Annotated in this window: 14 protein-coding genes; 11 read left to right on the top strand and 3 right to left on the bottom strand. The window is 51.4% G+C overall.

The features are described 5' to 3' along the window. The first annotated feature begins 112 nt into the window (after nt 1–112). From F822_RS09550 to F822_RS09535, 4 genes are all read left to right on the top strand, one after another. Entirely contained in the window at nt 113–1,330 is a 1,218-nt protein-coding gene (locus F822_RS09550; RefSeq protein WP_025040864.1) for an efflux RND transporter periplasmic adaptor subunit, read from the top strand. 17 nt (nt 1,331–1,347) lie between these two features. Further along, entirely contained in the window at nt 1,348–2,046 is a 699-nt protein-coding gene (locus F822_RS09545) for an ABC transporter ATP-binding protein (RefSeq protein ID WP_025040865.1), read from the top strand. Nucleotides 2,047–2,122: 76 nt separating this feature from the next. Continuing rightward, on the top strand, nt 2,123–3,280 hold the full coding sequence (locus tag F822_RS09540) for an ABC transporter permease (RefSeq protein WP_025040866.1): 1,158 nt from the start codon (nt 2,123–2,125) through the stop codon (nt 3,278–3,280). A gap of 16 nt (nt 3,281–3,296) precedes the next feature. After that, nucleotides 3,297–4,463: an ABC transporter permease gene (locus F822_RS09535; RefSeq protein ID WP_025040867.1), complete on the top strand. Its 1,167-nt coding sequence runs from the start codon at nt 3,297–3,299 to the stop codon at nt 4,461–4,463. A 142-nt stretch (nt 4,464–4,605) separates the two neighbouring features. On the opposite strand, the gene F822_RS09530 is transcribed toward F822_RS09535, so the two are convergent. The 3 genes from F822_RS09530 to F822_RS09520 form a co-directional block, all read right to left on the bottom strand. Continuing rightward, on the bottom strand, nt 4,606–5,145 hold the full coding sequence (locus F822_RS09530) for an NUDIX hydrolase (protein WP_025040868.1): 540 nt from the start codon (nt 5,143–5,145) through the stop codon (nt 4,606–4,608). Between the two features lie 262 nt (nt 5,146–5,407). Then, the gene (locus F822_RS09525) at nt 5,408–6,511 is read right to left on the bottom strand and encodes a glycosyltransferase family 2 protein (protein ID WP_025040869.1); all 1,104 of its coding nucleotides are present in this window, start codon (nt 6,509–6,511) and stop codon (nt 5,408–5,410) included. A 569-nt stretch (nt 6,512–7,080) separates the two neighbouring features. After that, the gene (locus F822_RS09520) at nt 7,081–8,229 is read right to left on the bottom strand and encodes a GNAT family N-acetyltransferase (protein ID WP_025040870.1); all 1,149 of its coding nucleotides are present in this window, start codon (nt 8,227–8,229) and stop codon (nt 7,081–7,083) included. Nucleotides 8,230–8,324: 95 nt separating this feature from the next. Between F822_RS09520 and F822_RS09515 the strand changes: the two genes are divergently transcribed. From F822_RS09515 to F822_RS09485, 7 genes are all read left to right on the top strand, one after another. Beyond that, a complete protein-coding gene (locus F822_RS09515) occupies nt 8,325–9,941 on the top strand; it encodes an NAD+ synthase (protein ID WP_025040871.1) in 1,617 nt (538 codons plus the stop codon). 138 nt (nt 9,942–10,079) lie between these two features. Then, nucleotides 10,080–10,418, top strand: coding sequence for a P-II family nitrogen regulator (locus tag F822_RS09510; protein ID WP_025040872.1), 339 nt, complete (start codon nt 10,080–10,082; stop codon nt 10,416–10,418). 283 nt (nt 10,419–10,701) lie between these two features. Next, the gene (locus tag F822_RS09505; RefSeq protein ID WP_025040873.1) at nt 10,702–12,213 is read left to right on the top strand and encodes a M48 family metalloprotease; all 1,512 of its coding nucleotides are present in this window, start codon (nt 10,702–10,704) and stop codon (nt 12,211–12,213) included. Between the two features lie 374 nt (nt 12,214–12,587). After that, nucleotides 12,588–15,917, top strand: a complete 3,330-nt coding sequence (locus F822_RS09500) for a hypothetical protein (RefSeq protein ID WP_156304385.1) — start codon at nt 12,588–12,590, stop codon at nt 15,915–15,917. Nucleotides 15,918–15,944: 27 nt separating this feature from the next. Beyond that, nucleotides 15,945–16,292 carry a type IV secretory system conjugative DNA transfer family protein gene (locus tag F822_RS09495; protein ID WP_269430537.1) on the top strand — a complete coding sequence of 116 codons (348 nt, stop codon included), beginning with the start codon at nt 15,945–15,947 and terminating at the stop codon, nt 16,290–16,292. 31 nt (nt 16,293–16,323) lie between these two features. Beyond that, nucleotides 16,324–16,920 carry a hypothetical protein gene (locus tag F822_RS09490; RefSeq protein ID WP_025040876.1) on the top strand — a complete coding sequence of 199 codons (597 nt, stop codon included), beginning with the start codon at nt 16,324–16,326 and terminating at the stop codon, nt 16,918–16,920. A gap of 98 nt (nt 16,921–17,018) precedes the next feature. Further along, nucleotides 17,019–17,924 (top strand): hypothetical protein, encoded by a 906-nt coding sequence (locus tag F822_RS09485; protein ID WP_025040877.1) that lies wholly within the window; start codon nt 17,019–17,021, stop codon nt 17,922–17,924. Nucleotides 17,925–18,342: the final 418 nt, after the last annotated feature.

Genomic DNA, 18,342 nt, shown 5'->3' with positions numbered 1-18,342 from the left:
TCATCCTGCCCCTGAATTACCCTCATGGCCGCGCAGGGCTGAGCCAGAGGCTTCTAGCCGTAACAATGCTTCTACTTCATAATCGCGGCGTTGAATTATCCGAGATGTTGCCGTGACCAACGAAGACCTTTCCAGGCTGAAGATAGACCGGAGCAGCGCCGCAACGGGGCGTACGCACAAGACGCGCTTCCCCCTCGCAGCCTGGCTCGCGATCACTGCAATGCTTGTGGTGCTCGGGTTTCTCTATTTCCGAAGCGGCATGGCGATAGAGGTGGAGTCGACCACCATCACCACTGCGTATCCGTCACAATCATTCACATTGCTCAACGCCACCGGTTACGTGGTTGCGCAGCGGAAGGCAGCAGTGGCCTCCAAGGCTACCGGACGGGTGGAATGGTTAGGGGTAACAGAAGGCAGCAAGGTAACGGAAGGCGAAATCATTGCGCGACTGGAGAATGCCGATGTCACCGCAGCGATGGACCAGGCAGCGGCCAGCGTCAACGTAGCGAAGGCGAACCTGCAGCAGGCACAAGCAGAATTGGTCGATGCCCGGGCAGCATTCAACCGGAATGGGGAGTTGCTCGACAAGGGCTTCATTTCGCCATTCGCATACGATACTGTCACTGCCCGGTATCACAAGGCTCAGGCTGCCCTTCGGGGTTTCGGCGCCGAGGTCGCCGTAGCCGAGGCAAATCACCGCGCAGCCCGGATAGCGGTGGAGCAAACGCTGATCCGTGCGCCGTTCGATGGAGTGGTATTGACGAAAAGCGCGAATATCGGGGACGTCGTCACTCCCTTCTCTTCCGCGCTTGACGCCAAGGGCGCAGTGGTAACGATGGCAGACATGGATACGCTCGAAGTAGAAGCCGATGTATCCGAATCCAATTTGCCAAAAGTAAAACTCGGGCAACCTTGCGAAATTCAGCTGGATGCACTTCCCGATCTGCGTTTGCGCGGCATGGTACAGCGCATCGTGCCGACGGTGGACCGTGCTAAAGCGACTGTGTTGGTAAAAATACGATTTGTCGACCATGATCCCAAGGTGCTGCCGGAAATGAGCGCCAAGGTCGCGTTCCTGGAAAAAGAGATGGCTGCTGACCAGCGCACTGCGCGCGTTGCTGTATTGTCCGACGCGATCACGCAGAGAAATGGCAGGAGCGTCATATTCCTTTTAAAGGAAGGAAAGGCGGTTGAGACGTCCATTGACACCGGCGAAAAAATTGGCGATATGGTTGAAGTCCTGAAAGGTGCCAAGGCTGGCGACAAGGTAATACTGAGACCGGGAGACAGGCTCGACAACGGCGACAAGGTCAAAACAGCGGCCAAATAAAAGGCAGCAGGGCTTGCATGGAAAACGCTTCCAAATCGATTGTCGAGATCAGGCAACTCACCAAATCCTACTGCCGTGGCGGACAAGTGGTGCCTGTCTTAACCAACATCTCTTTCGACATCATGCCGGGCGATTTCATCGCGTTGATGGGCCCTTCCGGCTCCGGCAAAAGTACGTTGCTCAACCTTATCGCAGGTATCGACAAGCCCGACAGCGGTTCGCTGAAAGTTAACGGAATCGATATCGCCGTGCTTTCCGAAGCGGAGCTGGCGGACTGGCGAGCTGCCAATGTCGGGTTCATTTTCCAGTTCTATAACCTCATGCCCGTACTGACCGCGTTTGAGAACGTTGAGCTGCCGTTGTTATTGACAACACTTTCGCGTAGCGAGCGACAGGAGCGCGTCGAACTTGCGTTGTCGATGGTAGGTCTGACTGACCGTATGGCGCACTATCCTTCTGAACTGTCCGGCGGTCAGCAGCAACGTGTGGCAATCGCCCGCGCCTTTATTACCGACCCGCTCATTCTGGTGGCGGACGAACCCACCGGAGATCTTGATCGGGTATCGGCGGACGATATTCTCGCCATGCTTGCGCGCCTGAACAGCGAGATGGGCAAAACGATCATTATGGTGACGCATGACCCGCATGCGGCCAAATCAGCCCATTCGATTCGTCATCTCGAAAAAGGCGAACTGGATGTAGCCCCCCAACAGTAAGCGGCGGTATGGCGCGTTCTCCTTTGCTTTTTACAACGTTTCTTCCACGGCACGCTATGGCGCAATTGCTGCAAAAATGCATTTCCTGAAGCTTATTTCAAGAAATACGCTGCGCCATAAGCTGCGCACCGGACTGACTGTGCTGGGCCTGGTGGTGGCAATACTCGCTTTCGGATTGCTACGGACAGTGGTTGATGCCTGGTATGCGGGAGCGGAAAACGCTTCCTCCACTCGCCTGGTGACGCGAAGCTCGATTTCGCTGGTGTTTCAGCTACCGATCAACTATCAGGAGCGGATTCGTAAAATTCCGGGCGTGTCGGCAATCAGTCATGCGAACTGGTTTGGCGGAGTCTATATTACCGAGAAAAACTTTTTCCCGCAGTTCGCGGTAGATGGAAAAACCTATTTCGATCTTTATCCCGAATACCTCATCCCGCCGGCGGAAATGAAAGCATTCCGCACCGACCGCAAGGGCTGTGTAATCGGCCGCAAGCTGGCAGATACGTATGGCTTCAAGGTCGGCGATACAATCCCTCTTCGGGGAACGATTTACCCAGGTGCATGGAGTTTTACGGTGCGCGCTATTTATGACGGCGCTGAAGCGGGAACGGACACCTCGCAACTTTTCTTTCACTGGGATTACCTCAATGAAACGTTGAAAAAGACTATTACCCGCCGATCCAATCATGTAGGTGTATACATAATCCAAATCTCGGATGCCGACAGGGCTGCGGAAATATCGACCGAAATCGACGCATTGTTCAGAAACTCTCTCGCAGAAACCCTTACCGAAACAGAGAAGGCGTTCCAACTGGGTTTTGTTGCCATGACCGAAGCCATCGTGGTGGCGATACGCGTCGTTTCGTTCGTGGTGATATTCATCATCCTTGCGGTAATGGCGAACACCATGGCAATGACCGCCCGGGAACGCATCCGCGAGTACGCCACGCTCAAGGCATTGGGTTTTGGCCCGCGTTTCCTTAGCGGATTGATTTATGGCGAGTCCATGGCTATTGCGCTCGCAGGTGCGGTGATCGGGATTCTGCTTACTTTTCCGGTCGCCCATGCATTCAGCAAACAGGTGGGTACACTGTTTCCGGTATTCGGCGTCTCACTGGAAACGGTCTTCATGCAGGTTGGCGCCGCAATTTCAGTCGGCTTTATTGCAGCAGTGATACCTGCGTTGCGCGCGTCGCAAGTGTCTATTGTGGAAGGACTTCGTCACATCGGGTAGCTTATTCATATTGATTATGTCGGTCCCTCTTTCATACACGTGGCGCAATCTCGCCGCACGCAAATTGACTACGCTGCTCACCGCCTGCGGAATGGCCTTGGTGGTTTTCGTATTCGCAACCGTGTTGATGCTGGAGGAGGGTCTCAGGAAAACCATGGTGGAAACAGGGTCTCCCGATAATGTAATAGTTACGCGTCGTTCCGCCGGGACGGAAGTGCAGAGTCTCGTTGAGCGCGACCAGGCCGCCATTGTCGAAAACCAGCCGGAAGTTGCCTACGGCATAGACGGTGCGCGCCTTGCATCGAAGGAAACCATCGTATTGATCTCTCTTCCCAAGCGCGACTCCAATAAAGCCTCAAACGTATTGATACGCGGCGTCGGACAAAAGGGGATCGAACTACGCCCCCAGGTGGAAATCACGGAGGGGCGCATGTTCCTTCCCGGCTCGACGGAAATTATTGCGGGCAAGAATATTGCCGAGCGTTATAAAGGCGCAGGTGTGGGCGAAACGTTGCGCTTCGCGCAACGTGAATGGACCGTGGTCGGCATTATGGATGCAGGTAAAAGCGGTTTCGATTCGGAGATCTGGGGAGACGTGGACCAGCTGATGCAGGCATTTCGCAGACCAGTCTATTCTTCAGTGATACTGAAGCTGAACGACGCGGCAACGTTTCCTCAACTCAAGTCCCGCATTGAAGAGGATCCCCGCCTTACTCTGGAAGCCAAGCGGGAAAGCGTTTTCTATGCGGAGCAATCGCAAGTACTGGCAAATTTCATCCGCTACCTGGGGATGATGTTGTCAATCATTTTTTCCGCAGGCGCGATCATCGGTGCAATGATCACCATGTACGCCTCGGTTGCCAATCGCGCCACGGAAATCGGTACCTTGCGCGCATTGGGTTTTCGCCGCGGAAATATTCTTACTGCATTTCTTGTGGAAGCATTGATGCTCGGCGCGGCGGGCGGCGTTATCGGTTTGACAATGGCGTCTTTCATGCAGTTCTTTACCATTTCCACCATGAATTGGCAGTCCTTCTCCGAACTGGCGTTCAGCTTTATCCTGAATCTCGAAATTATCCTTAAATCATTTGCGTTCGCCCTGATCATGGGCGTGGTCGGCGGCTTTCTCCCGGCTGTACGGGCCGCACGCCTGAATATCGTGGACTCGCTGCGGGCAGCGTAATCGCAGGTATGAAGTACGTTTACGTACGCCACTTCATTTCTACTTCATTTCTTATAATCCGTATCCCGCGATAAAAATAAACCTGACCCGTTCCCGCGAGGACGAAACACATCTTCTGGCGGGGCTTTTCCAATTTGAAAAATTATTTTTGAAGCGCTTCTATGGTACCCATGTGGAAGCCTAACTTTCCTTTGCGCCGCTCTTCAAAGTAGCGTCTCAGAGGTTCGCTAATGACACGGAAAGCCAGCGTATCCCAAGGAATTTCCGCTTCGTGGAAAAGTTTGACATCCAGGCTTTCAATTCCCGGTTTGAAGTCGAGATCCAGCATCCGTGCACGGAACAACACGTGCACCTGGTTGATATGAGGCAAATTGTAGATGGAATAAAGATCTCCCATTTCCACCCGGGCGTTGGCTTCTTCCAAAGTCTCGCGTTCGGCGCCCTGAATCAGGGTCTCGGCATTTTCCATGAAGCCCCCCGGCAATGTCCACAGGCCCTGGCGCGGCTCGATGGCTCGGCGGCACAGCAATATCCTGTCTCCCCATTCGGGTATGCTGCCCACCACGATCTTGGGGTTCTGGTAATGAATAATATTGCAAGCGGAACAAACGTAACGCGGCAGCGTATCGCCTTCAGGAATTCGCAATTCCACCAAAGTGCCACAATTACTGCAATATTTCATCGAGATTGGTTTAGCCCGGATGTTTCATAAATTCGCGTGATGATTGCGCAGGATTTTGTTTTGTAGGGAGATTTTGTGAAAGAGTGGTGTAGTTATTCATACGCCCGACTGAACGAAATTTTCATACGAAACAAAAGACCAGCAAGGGCACGCGTCAATTTATGAAACATCCGGGTTAGATATGTATTATTTAATGTGACTGCTTACGCTACGCTGCAAGATATATTTTGCGGCCAAACAGGTAACCGTGCAATTCCCGAATTCAGTCTTCGACATGCTTGAAAGTCCAATAGGAGTTGAGGAAGTAATTTATCAAGGTGGCGGGTATGATCCCGATGAATTGGTGAACCTGAGGCTGCACGTCAGGAAAGAATAAGGAAAGTATGACGAAGGTGCCGTAGCTCAAGATTAGCGAGAGCAGGGAGACCGTATTGAATTTAAGGCCTTTTATTCTGGTTTTGTCCTTGGTGTTGCGATCGCGAAATGTCCAGTAGTTGTTGAAAAGGAAATTGGATATTATTGATATTTCTATGGAAATAGGTGAAGCAACAAATTTGTTCAAGCCTAAAAAAAGTAGCAGGGTAAAAAATCCGAGATTAACGGTGACGCCTGTGGCGCCGACAGCCAAGAATTTGATGAAGGTTTTTGAACTCTCGAAACGTATCCACCATGCATTCGCGACAAATTCGACGATATCTCGCAACCCCAGTTTTGAGTCGCCATAGCAGCGATCGATAAAATCGACCGGGACTTCAACAATTCTGGCCTTCTCAACCGTCACCGCGTGGAGCAGCGCAACCTGGAATGCATAGCCTTGCACCCCGAGCTTGGCAAAATCGATGCGGCGCAAAATGGATGTGCGGATTGCCCGAAAACCGGCAGTGCAATCACGCACCGAATAAATTCCCGCCAGATAGCGTGCGACGATATTTCCGAATCGCGAATTCAGACGACGATATAGCCCCCATTCTTCTGGAATGCTCCCGCCTGGCACGTAGCGGCTACCGATGACAAAATCAGCCCCATGATCGATTTCAGCCATCAGTCGCGGCACATCCTCCGGCTTATGTGAGAAGTCGGCATCCATCTCAAACACGACTTCCGCGTTTAATTCGTCCATCGCATGCAGCATTCCCCGGATGTAGGCGACCCCCAGGCCTTTTTTCTCCCCCATAAGCAGATGCAAGTTGGAATAGCCGGCCTGTAATTCGCGAACAAAATCCGCAGTTCGGTCCGGTGAATTGTCATCCACCACGAGTACATGCATGTCGTGGGGCAGCTTCTCAAATTGATGCTGTAGCGCCTCGATCAGAGGGCCTATATTTTCCCGTTCGTTGTATGTTGGGACAATGATAACAGTCTTCAATGAGTCAACTCTCCTAGGCATTTTTGGCTGAGATGTATTATCTTAGAAAATTCCAGTTCTTGTCTTTACAGCAGGGAGTGACTCTCACTATCTCAGTTAAATGTCTTCAATAAACCGGGAGAAGCGCACCTTACAGGTATCCAATTCCATCATCTGATTCCTGGGGATTGATTTAACCCGGATGTTTCATAAATTCGCGTGATGATTGCGCAGGATTTTGTTTTTTAGGGAGATTTTGTGAAAGAGTGGCGTAGTTATTCATACGCCCGACTGAACGAAATTTTCATACGAAACAAAAGACCAGCAAGGGCACGCGTCAATTTATGAAACATCCGGGTTAAGAATCAATGCGAATGAATATAGAGGGTAGCAGTATATGCGCAGGTTGCCGAAACCGGATTCGAGCTCCAAAAGGAGTAAATCCACACTCTGAAAATGGATTAGCGCGACTTTGCGGGACAGGACGCCCCATTGAAAAGCAAGTTGAACTGGACGCCGCTCCTTACGAGCCCGTAAAGCACGCCGGGTGAAAGTACCGTCCAGGCGGCGAAACCCGGCAATTATCCCATCTATTCTTTCCTGAACGGTGAACTATCGTTCAATTCGTCCAGATAATGACCGATGTCCTGCGCTTCCCGCTCCAGATAGCTTCCGATGACCTTGGCGAATTCGGGATGCGCCAGCCAGTGCGCCGACCAGGTGCGGACGGGAAGAAAACCGCGCGCGAGCTTATGCTCTCCCTGTGCGCCGCCCTCGAACAACTTGATGCCATGTGCGATGCAGTATTCAATAGCCTGATAATAGCAAGTCTCGAAATGCAAACCGGATATAAATTCCTTCGTACCCCAATAGCGACCGTATAGCGTATGTGCGCTGTGTAAATTGAGGGCGGCGCCGACCGGTTCATTGTCGCGCAATGCCAGAATCAGGAGCACATTCTCCGGCATGCTTTTGCCAATCCGCATGAAGAATTCCAGATTGAGGTAGGGCATGGAGTGGTGCTCGTCGTAGGTCTTGTTATAACAATCGATGAAGAAATGCCAGTGATCGTCACTGATGTCATTTCCAGACAACCACTGAAAATGGATGCCTGCAGCTTGTACTTTACGTCTTTCCTGCCGGATTTTCTTGCGCTTGCCATGACTCATCCCCGCCAGGAACATCTCGAAATTTTCATAACCTTGTCCGGCCCGGTTCTGCCAGTGAAACTGGATTCCGTGCCGCAAGGTCATGCCCGCCTCTTCCATTTCGCGCGCTTCATATTCCTGCGGAAAGAGGCAATGAAATGACGATACTCCCTCCCCGCCTCTGTCTTTAATCATTTTCATTGCAGCCGAGACAAGCAGGGCGCGGTGCTCAGGAATCTCCGCAAGCAACCGCCGCCCCGTCACCGGACTGAAAGGTACCGCGCTCAACAGTTTGGGATAATAAGGGTAGCCATAGCGTTGATACGCATTTGCCCAGGCCCAGTCGAACACATATTCACCGTAGGAATGGCTTTTCAGGTAAAGCGGCAGCGCGCCACGTAGGACGTTCCCCTCCCATAGCGTGACAAACTGCGGTAGCCAGCCCGTTTTTTCCGAGGCACACCCGGTTTCATGCATGGCGGACAAGAACTCGTGCCGCAGAAACGGATCGTCTCCGGTGAGCGCATTCCATGCCGGGACGGAAATACCGGCAAGAGAATCGACTATTTTTATTTCAAATCCGGCACTCATGAGGGATTGTCGCGCTTGCCGGCCTTCGGCGCAAGGCGGCTCATTCTGGTATTATTCGGCCGATTGTCAACAGAAACCCAACCGGCCGCCACACCATGAAGCTCGCCATTGCACAAATCAATTGCACAGTCGGCGACCTGAGCGGCAATACCCGAAAAATACTTGATTATGCCAATCAGGCGAAGAAGGCGGGTGCGCAACTGGTTATCACGCCCGAGATGGCGCTGTCGGGCTATCCGCCGGAGGACCTGCTATTGCGGGCGGGATTTCGTTTCGCATGTGAGGATGCGCTTGCAGATCTGGCCAAAGAAACGAGCGGGGTGACACTGCTGGTTGGGCATCCCCATCTCGAGGATAACAAGCTCTACAATGCGGCTTCCGTGATACGTGACGGCGAAATTGTTGCGACGTATCTCAAGCATCTGCTTCCCAATGATAGCGTATTCGATGAACGGCGTTATTTCGAACCCGGCTCCGATCCCTGCGTATTTGAACTGGATGGGGTAAAGTTTGGCATCAATATTTGCCAGGATGTCTGGCAAAAAGGCACAGCCACTCGCGCCAGGAAGGCGGGGGCAGACGTGCTCCTGGTGCTGAATGCTTCGCCCTACCACATGCGCAAGCAAGCCTTGCGCTATCAGCTGGTACGGCAGCGCATCGGCGAAACAGGACTTTCCGCCGTTTATGCCAATATGGTAGGCGGACAGGATGAACTGATATTCGACGGCGCTTCTTTTGCCATGAATAGCAAGGGCGAGCTGACTCATCAATTCGATGAATTCGGGGAAACGCTCGGCCTGATCGAATTGCAAAACGCGGCTCCGATAAGCGGCTACATCGCGGCTTCAAATACCCTGGAAGCAAGCGTTTATCAGGCGCTATGCCTTGGCGTAAAGGACTATGTCGGAAAGAACGGCATACCCGGTGTATTGCTGGGCCTTTCCGGCGGCGTGGATTCGGCGCTCACGATGGCGATTGCAGTCGATGCCCTGGGTGCCGAGAAAGTGAAAGCGGTAATGATGCCTTCACAATTTACCGCGGATATAAGCTTATCGGATGCGCGCGCCATGGCCCAGACGCTGGGCGTAGGGTATAGCGAACTGCCCATCGAACCGGTATTCAGCAGATTCATGGATACGCTGGCCAATGAGTTTCCCACGCTGCCCCAGCGCAACCCCCAGGATACCACGGAGGAAAACGTGCAAGCGCGTGTACGCGGCACCTTGCTGATGGCGTTATCAAACAAGTATGGCTCGATCGTGCTCACCACCGGCAACAAGTCCGAAATGGCAGTAGGCTACTGCACTTTATACGGCGATATGGCCGGCGGCTTCGCTGTACTGAAAGACATCAGTAAAACCATGGTGTACCGGCTTTGCCGGTACCGCAACAATTCAGGTAATGTTATCCCGGAACGTGTCCTCAACCGGGCACCCTCGGCTGAATTGCGTCATGACCAGACCGATCAGGACAGCCTTCCGCCTTACGATGTGCTCGACGCTATCCTCGAAGCTTATATGGAGCAGGATTTGTCGTTGCAGGTGATTCTAGGCATGAACTACGCCGAAGCCGACGTACGGCGGACGGTGCACCTGATTCGTCAGAATGAATACAAGCGCCGCCAGGCGCCGCCGGGCATCCGCGTTACCCAGCGAGCCTTTGGCAGGGACTGGCGCTATCCGATTACATCGAGGTATCAAGATGAATTTTAAAAATGGTGCGCATGGACTCCGGTCATCCGGATTTTATGAAGGCTTTCCGAATTTATAACCGCTTCAATGAACAACCGAACAGCTTGAAGCATGACTGTGATACCAGTCTCCATGAATATCTGCTCAAAGGAACGTACCGTGAAAAAAATCGAGGCTATCATCAAACCCTTCAAGCTCGACGAAGTGTGCGAAGCGCTCAATGAAATTGGCATAACCGGGCTGACCGTTACCGAAGTCAAGGGCTTCGGCAGACAGAAGGGCCATACCGAGCTCTATCGCGGTGCCGAATACGTCATAGATTTTCTGCCAAAAGTAAAAATCGAAATAGTCGTGCTCGAGAAACTGGTGGATAGCGTTATCGAGACCATCGTCAACACCGCGCGTACCGGCAAGATCGGTGATGGCAAGATCTTTGTAACGAGTATCGAACAGGTAACGAGAATACGTACTGGAGAAACAGATGAGACAGCGATTTAGGCTTGGTGGGTCTCGTAATACGGATAGCAATAGCAGTGACCCCTATGAACGATCGGCGGAAACAATCGTGAGGGATTGTCCATTCCTGAAAAAGTGATCTATGCCGAGCCGGCCAAGCATGCTGATGATATTTGCGCACCCGGTTTCTGGTTGGAAAAGTACAGTCCAACTTTATTCCTTTCATAGCTTTTTCATGCCGGGCTCCTCTTGATACCAGCCCTGTTTCGGCTATCAACCCGTTCGGCATGATGGAACTTCAGTCGCGAAGCGTTATCTTATCGACATGAAAATGCGCCATGTCATGGCTATTCTGCCGGTATTGTTTGCGCTGAATGGTTTTGCCAACGAATTGCCCGATCTCGGCGATGTATCCCGGGCAACGATGTCGGCGCACCAGGAACGGGAGCTTGGCCTCAAGATCATGTCCGAGATCCGGGCCGACAGCAGCTATATGGAAGACGCTGAAATAACGGCCTACCTTGCCAGCCTCGGCAATAGGCTGATTCTCGGCTCGAATGAGGCTCATCCCAATCAGGAGTTCGAATTTTTCGCCCTCCGCGACTCGACGATCAACGCATTCGCGCTGCCGGGCGGCTTCATGGGCTTCAACAGCGGGCTTATCCTGGCGGCGGAGAGCGAATCCGAACTGGCGGGCGTCATGGCGCATGAAATAGCGCATGTCACTCAGAAACACCTTGCTCGTATGATCGCCGCGCAGAAATATAGCATGCTGACGTCGCTGGCGGCGGCAGCCCTTGCCATCCTGGCAGCACGTACCAATTCGCAAGCAGGGCAGGCGATTCTGGTAGCCTCGCAGGCCCGCCAGATTCAATCGCAACTGGACTTTACCCGCGACCACGAAAAAGAGGCTGATCGCATCGGCTTCAACATATTGGTCAGTGCGGGATTTGATCCACATGGGATGTCGGCTTTCTTCGAGCACATGCAGAAAGCAACCCGATTCTATGAAAATGGCGCCCCAGCGTATCTGCGCACCCACCCGATTACTTATGCGCGCATCGCGGATATCGAAAACCGCATTCAGGATATGCCTTACCGGCAAGTTCTCGACAGTATGGATTTCCGGATGGTCCAGGCGAAGCTGCGCGCTTCCATCGATGAGCCGGCGGATGCGATACAGCACTTCGAGTCCATCCTGCGGGACAGGCGCTACACCAATGAGGCCGTGGAGCGCTATGGGCTGATCAATGCCCTGCTGCGCGGACGAGATTACCTGCGCGCGGATAAGGAACTGGAGCGTCTATACGACACCTTACAGCCGGATGCGGTGGATGAAGCGCTGGAAAATCATCATCTCGGTACATCCATTCAGATAGAACGTAAAGCGCCCCCTTCCCATGCCATGATCGAGACCCTGGCGGCTCGAGTCAAACTTGCTGTCGGCCAAACCAAGGATGCCCTCGACATCTACCAGGCCGCGCTGCAAATATTCCCGCACCACCGAGCACTAATCTATGACTATGCAGATGCCCTCCTGCGCAATAGCGGTGCCGATAAGGTGCTCAAGTTCGTCAGCCGGCAATTGCAGTTGACTCCGAATGACATACGCCTTTACAAGTTACAGGCACAGAGCTATGCAGCACTTGGCAATGTCATGGCTACGCATCGCGCGCAGGCCGAAGTTTATTCACGGCAGGGGAATTATCATGCTGCTGTTGAACAACTGCAGATCGCGTTGCAAAACAGCGACGACGACTTCTACCACAACTCCAGTGTAGAGGCCCGCCTCAAGGAGCTACGCGAGCTGGCTGCAAACCAGGATAAAAAGAAATAGGTCCTCTCGCCTGTTCTCCATGCGGTCCGGTCGGTTCCGGTCTGCGTCATATTCTGTCCCAGCCGTATTCCTGAAGCACATTGAAACGACCCCATTTTTTACTGAAGCTCTCTGGTTTGTTTCGGCGTTGAATTTACCAGACTCTTCCTCTATGGTTAGACTGAATATGTTCAGTACACACCAAGCCAGAAGACGTTGGCATACAGAATAAAAGTGCATCGGTAAACAGACAGGTTTTGCTTTCTTTTTTTCAAGCTTGCTTTGTTCCATCATTGCTGTGAATCGCACACTTGCTCAGCATTTTGAGCCAGATCCCACAATTCTCTTCGAATTAGAGGCAGCAAAAAATGCCTATCCTTGAAAAAGAAGAAAAAATGTCAGCTCTCGAAAGAGAGCTCATCGATGCGGCATTTCGTGGCGACTGGGCGGGATTCCCAAAACTTCCGGTTCTTTCCGAGTTTTTTGTGCAGGAAGATTCCAGGCTTTTTGTGCAGGAAGAGGCCGATAACACCGTTCGTGGAATTTTTCTGCGAGAACTCTTGCTTGGTTTGCGAGCTCCGGCTAAGGATGCAGAGGCAAATTCACGTCTGCATGGCGTCCGGTTACGCGGCGCCATTATCAAGGGCGAGATTGATTTGAGCGACTGCAAAGGAGCGGCAGGGACGCCATTGCCGCCACTGCTGCTGGAGCACTGCATTATCCACGACGGATCCGGAATAAAGAACCCGGTTGTCCGCAATGGCGCCAGCGGAGAGGAGAAAATTCTCAGTGCAGTAAATGCCAGTAATGTGCGGCTTAGCCGCCTATCACTTCGTGGATGCAGAATCTCCGGACGTGTTGACCTGACCGACGCCACTCTCGATGGTGATCTTGAGATTAGCGATGTTGCACCGCTCGATAATGGTAGCCCTTGCCAGATCTTTGCCAGCCGCTGCCGCATCGGTGGCTCGGTGATTGCTCAGCGAACGCACCTCAGAATCCCGGATGGTCAGCGTAGCGAATTCGATACTCCCGATTATGCGCTAAATCTGTCCGCTGCCGAGATCCATGGATTCGTCATGCTCCAGCCAAGCTTTTATGCCCAAGGCGGCGTAAGCGTCAGGGGTGCTCACGTCAGCAGCGATATCTGGGCGGAAGCTGCAGTGTTTTCAGCATCGGATGAGATTGCGTTTCGTGCCGAATCGTTGCAGTGCGATGGCGCAGTTGCACTCCGTGGGAAAGAAGGAACAGGAGGGTATTACTGCCAGTGCGAGGTGTTGGGAGAACTTGATTTGATGGGCGCCACAATTGGTTTTCTTGATCTCCGTGGCGTCCATATCAGCAAACGGCAGGGTTTGAAGAATTCATGGATGTTAAATCTTTACCTGGCGCGCGTGCGCGACAATTTTTTGCTCGGCAATCACGACTCAGCACTCAGGACTATTGTTGAAGGTCCGATTGACGCACGTGGGGCGACCGTGGGCGGAGATTTGAATCTTACTGGGCTAACGCTGAATCCGCCGCCTGATTGGGCGCACGCGAGTATTCTCGCATCCAACCTTCGAGTCGGCGGCGACCTAATTCTCGATGATCTTGTGACCTCTATTGATCTGGAGAGCAGCCATGTCGGGAGCAACCTCAATGTAAACAATACGGCCATGAAAGCGCCGAATAATCAGGGATACGGCCTACACGCGCACAACGTAACAATCGGTAACGACTGCAATCTGACAAAGATATCCGGCACTGTTGATCTGGGGCTTTCGCGCATTGGCGGTGCGCTAAAGGTGCACGCACAATATCTTGCCTCGCTGAATGCGAAGGATGCCGAAGTGCGAGGGTCGGTGTCAATCAGCGGCATATTTATGCCGCTGATGAAAAAACATCGAATAAATTTCGACGGCGGCAGCTATCGGAGCGGATTCTCCATTGGTGATCTCGAAAATAGTCTCAGATTTATAAATCCTCCGAATTCTCTCGTGACTGACATTAAGAATACGCCCATTCCTACTCTCAGCATTGAGGATGCGTGCATTGCAAATGATTTTAAAGTGATGAGGGTTCGGGCAGCGGAAGTGCTCGTTATCGAAGCCTATAAGGCGCCACTTTCTTTTTATCCCAATTGGGTGCTTGTCGAAGCGCTATGTCAGCTTGAGAAAGAACGCAAAGCCGTTATCGCTTTCTTAAAGCATCAATCGGATACGACAATGGAATCAATTCTGCTTGGGGGGCAGTCGACACCAATTCATCAGTTGAATGGACGTGGCATGCTGAAACTTGATTCCGCGCCGATGGTACGGGATTACCTGAGATTTTTCTGTGCCTATGTTTGGGGAGGAGATGAAAGAGAGGAAGGCGCCTTCCTTATTATCGAGACGGAGAAAGCGCTCGGCGGTGCGAGATTATCGGCTCCAGTGGAATTTGCTGAGGTATCGGTGAAGAAAGACGAGGAAAAGGGCTGGAGCTGTATCGCCATGATGCGCTATACCAGCAAACTGTATCGCACTGAGTTGCACGTAAATCCCGATGGCAATGTGGAGATGACCAAGGATGAATTATTAGCTGATATCGAAGAAAAAAACCCGGTTACATTTGAATCGCCCTTACGCATCATTACTGACTCACGCATCAAAGCTGATCCTGGCAGTGCGCCATTCTGGTTGAGGACGATTTTACCTGCCGCACAGGTGGAGCAGATCACGCAAGAAGAAATTGCCCAGGATGTTGAGCCCGTCTTGTTGCAACAACTGATACAACCTGGAATTCGGGAGAATGAAGCTGCTACTGCACCAGGCCGTGCGGAAGTCTGTCTACGTGGCCTCAAGGCCAGGGTGCTTCATCATAACCTTCGGGAATCCGGTTCCTGGGGACCCGGTATAAGGCTAAAGCTTAATGGGTTCGAATATGATCGTGTCGAAACCGAGGGAGTTGAGGGTAAGGACAAGATAGTTAAGCCCAGGATAGTTAAAGATAATACCGATCCAAAAAAAGCATTTAACGAAACAGAAATACCGAAACTGGAGAAACCGAAAACACGTTCGTCAAGACGCATAGACGAAACGGCCGATGCTCACATCGGTTGGTTGACCCGGCAGTATGATTGCCCCCACGCAAAACCTCATAAGCACGCCCGTGACCGATTAATAGCTTGCGCCATCGAAGCGGATAGCGCTGAGTCGGCACAGGGAGAAAGTGTCTATGAACCGCAACCTTACGAACAACTGGCGCGCGCATTACATAATGAAGGCAAGTATGAGGTTGCTAAGCGCATCACACTCGCGAAACTCTCGCTCGAACGTCGATTTGTCCATCACCAGTGGATTCGTCCATTTCTATGCATAATGGAGAAATGTTTCGACTATGGCTTGTTTCCGGGGAAAAGCGTGACGTGGTTCCTTATGTTATGGTTGCTCGTCGGTACGGGTGCTTTCTATATTGCAAATTACCAAGTTGATGAGCCAGTGCTTGTGCGGCATTCCGGGGCAGATACGTTAGCATTACCCGGGCAACGTTGCGGCGAAGAAATCGATTCCTTATGGTATGCGCTGGATGTGTTTGTTCCAGGACTGGACCTCAAGCAGGAGGATAGATGCTCGATCGCTACTCGCGATGAAGCGTGGCCTTGGCGTGCTTTCAGTGTGATATACGAAATATTGGGCGCAATAGTGACACCCATCATGTTGCTCAGCGTGACAGGCATGCTACGCCGATATATTGAGCGATGAACAGATTGATTATGCTGGCGTAGTTTCATCGCGCCTTATCTTCATTATCTCCAGTCCAATACCTGTTCATACCATATGGTCTTTGCGCAAAACGAACAGAAAATAGCTGGGGATATTTCACGGTCGATCGGCAATCGGACTCGGAAAAAACTAACGTATTCGTCCGGAGAACGGAATATCACGCGCAACACGAGCGAAGCCGAGGAAGGAATCCCCTTGGTACTGTCTCAAGAAGTGATGGGCCTGCCAGCGTTTGAGACGCTGGTATTGATGCAAAGTCACTTTGAAACCCCGGTCCGCGCAAAAGCAACCGCATGGTTCCGTGACGGTGTTATGAAAAAACGAGTAGAAGAGTCGCTCAAGACGGTTCCATAGAAGTCCGTAGAGTCGATTATTTGGAGGCTTAGTGATTAATATTGAGTGGAATGCGCTAATTTTAATGCTTGCAGGAAACGTAGTTCCAACGCTTATAGGAGGCGGATTAACGTTAGCCGGGGTGTGCTTGGCGCACCGTTTTCAGAAGAAGGAGGCGGCTGAGCGAGACAACGAGCACGTCCGCGGGCTACTTCAAGCCTTTCACGATGAAATACAAACTCTTTGGGAAATCTATAAGGCGGGAGCGGGTGCTGATATCGTAGCCTTAGCTAATAATGAGCCAATGCTTTCACATTGGCCGCTGACTCAAGATTATTTCACTATCTACAATACCAATGCTTCTTCCATCGGGAAAATCAAGAATCAGGAATTAAGAAGGCAAATAATAACAACATATACAAAAGCACGAACCATGATTGATTCAATACGCTTGAATAATGATCTTTTGCATAAATTGGAGCACGATTGCTTCTTATTCCGAGAAACGCCTAGTCCTGCAAACGAATCGAATGCAAGCGCTAGCCGTAACGCCTTGGTTGGGTATGCCACGGCACTCAAGCAATCACATTCAGAATTGGAATTGGCGGCCTCTAAATTAGAATCCCTATGGCCATCCAGCCAGGAGTAATTAAATGCTTGATGAAAATCAAATCTATTCTGTTGGTTCGAGTGGGAAAGTCGGCGGCCGCTGAACTCAAACGTTAGACGGGGAGATTTCACGACCACATGGATCTTCAAAACACAATCGTCGACACCCTCAGTTGGCTGGGGTGGACGAAATTCGACTTACGACAGCAATTTGTGACGACAGTGCTCCAAACTCTATTTGTTGCACCAATGGTGTCCATTGTTGTCGCCATATGGCAGCGAAGAGCGGAACGCAGTCAACGCGTTAAGATGGTGCCACACATTGTTTGGAGTACATTCCCGATAAGATTAGCAATGGATCAGATTGTAGAGGGGCCAGACGGAGATTATGTAAGAGGTGGCCTAGAGATTTTTGCTCGTCAGTATGAGCTTCAAACGGAGGAAATATATGACCCGGAAGCACTCAGTTTCTATTTAGGGCACCCACAATACCTATCTAGAATCTTAAAGGAGCGAGTTGCCTCGCAATGCGACTATGTTGATGGGCTTTTAGACCTATTTGCACCTCACTTTCGAACGGGTGATTCAGTAAGCGCTCAAAGAGTGCGCTCAGCATTACGAGAGGTTGAAAAATCAGTAAGTGGCATGGAGGAGGGTGTGAACTTACTTGCTGGAAATATTAGTAGCACCTGTAAGTTTCTTGCGAATTTACGAGATGTAGATGCTAGCAAAGATACTGATAAAGAAGGTGATGACGGTCAGAAAGAAGGTAAACCGATTCGTGAGGACATTCGTGATCAAGCATTGCAATCTATGCAATCGCGAGCTCGGGAATTAATCAATAAGTTCGACGCCTTGCCAAGCACTCTTGATGACGTCGCCGCCGCGAGCATGAAGCTTGTTGAAGGTTTCTACGAAGATCGCCTTGATTACACGAAGATTCTCAAAAAATTAGAGAAAAATAAATGGTTTCGTGAAGAGCACGAGCGGTTAGCAGCCAATCTCAGACGACAAACGGGTGATGCTGAAGTGAAAAAAGAGTAATAGGCCCGAACCGCAACCAACCGGATAAATGAAAAAAGAAGGTCAGGCGGTTATGAATCCGAACACGCTGTCTAACAATGCAATTCACTCGGACGCTTCGCTGACTGACATCACTATATCCGCACCCATGAGGGCTGGCTCTATCTGTCAGTAGTGCTGGATCTGTTTTCCATTTCGAGAGCTGACCCCTATGATGCTGTTGACGCTTTTTATCTTGTAGAGGCTCTGTTGAAGCCGTTCGGATTTACATCATCGAAAGACTGGTCTGATCGTGGCCGGCACTCGCAACACGAGCTGGGAGCCGTAACACGGCTCCCAGGCGTACGCCCACGTCTCAGGTAGTCGGCTTCTGATCCCGCAACCATGTCATTACTTATCTAATTATTCGTCTACGACGAATAAAGCTGTATCCAACTAC

Source organism: Nitrosospira briensis C-128 (assembly GCF_000619905.2).
Lineage (GTDB): Bacteria > Pseudomonadota > Gammaproteobacteria > Burkholderiales > Nitrosomonadaceae > Nitrosospira > Nitrosospira briensis.
The sequence above is the reverse complement of the archived record's forward strand: the minus strand, read 5'-3'. Positions and strand labels throughout refer to the sequence as shown.

Coding starts and splice junctions, on each gene's coding strand:
- F822_RS09545 (WP_025040865.1), top strand. CDS start 1,348: ATGGAAAACGCTTCCAAATCGATTGTCGAGATCAGGCAACTCACCAAA.
- F822_RS09540 (WP_025040866.1), top strand. CDS start 2,123: ATGCATTTCCTGAAGCTTATTTCAAGAAATACGCTGCGCCATAAGCTG.
- F822_RS09535 (WP_025040867.1), top strand. CDS start 3,297: ATGTCGGTCCCTCTTTCATACACGTGGCGCAATCTCGCCGCACGCAAA.
- F822_RS09530 (WP_025040868.1), bottom strand. CDS start 5,145: ATGAAATATTGCAGTAATTGTGGCACTTTGGTGGAATTGCGAATTCCT.
- F822_RS09520 (WP_025040870.1), bottom strand. CDS start 8,229: ATGAGTGCCGGATTTGAAATAAAAATAGTCGATTCTCTTGCCGGTATT.
- F822_RS09515 (WP_025040871.1), top strand. CDS start 8,325: ATGAAGCTCGCCATTGCACAAATCAATTGCACAGTCGGCGACCTGAGC.
- F822_RS09505 (WP_025040873.1), top strand. CDS start 10,702: ATGAAAATGCGCCATGTCATGGCTATTCTGCCGGTATTGTTTGCGCTG.
- F822_RS09500 (WP_156304385.1), top strand. CDS start 12,588: ATGTCAGCTCTCGAAAGAGAGCTCATCGATGCGGCATTTCGTGGCGAC.
- F822_RS09485 (WP_025040877.1), top strand. CDS start 17,019: ATGGATCTTCAAAACACAATCGTCGACACCCTCAGTTGGCTGGGGTGG.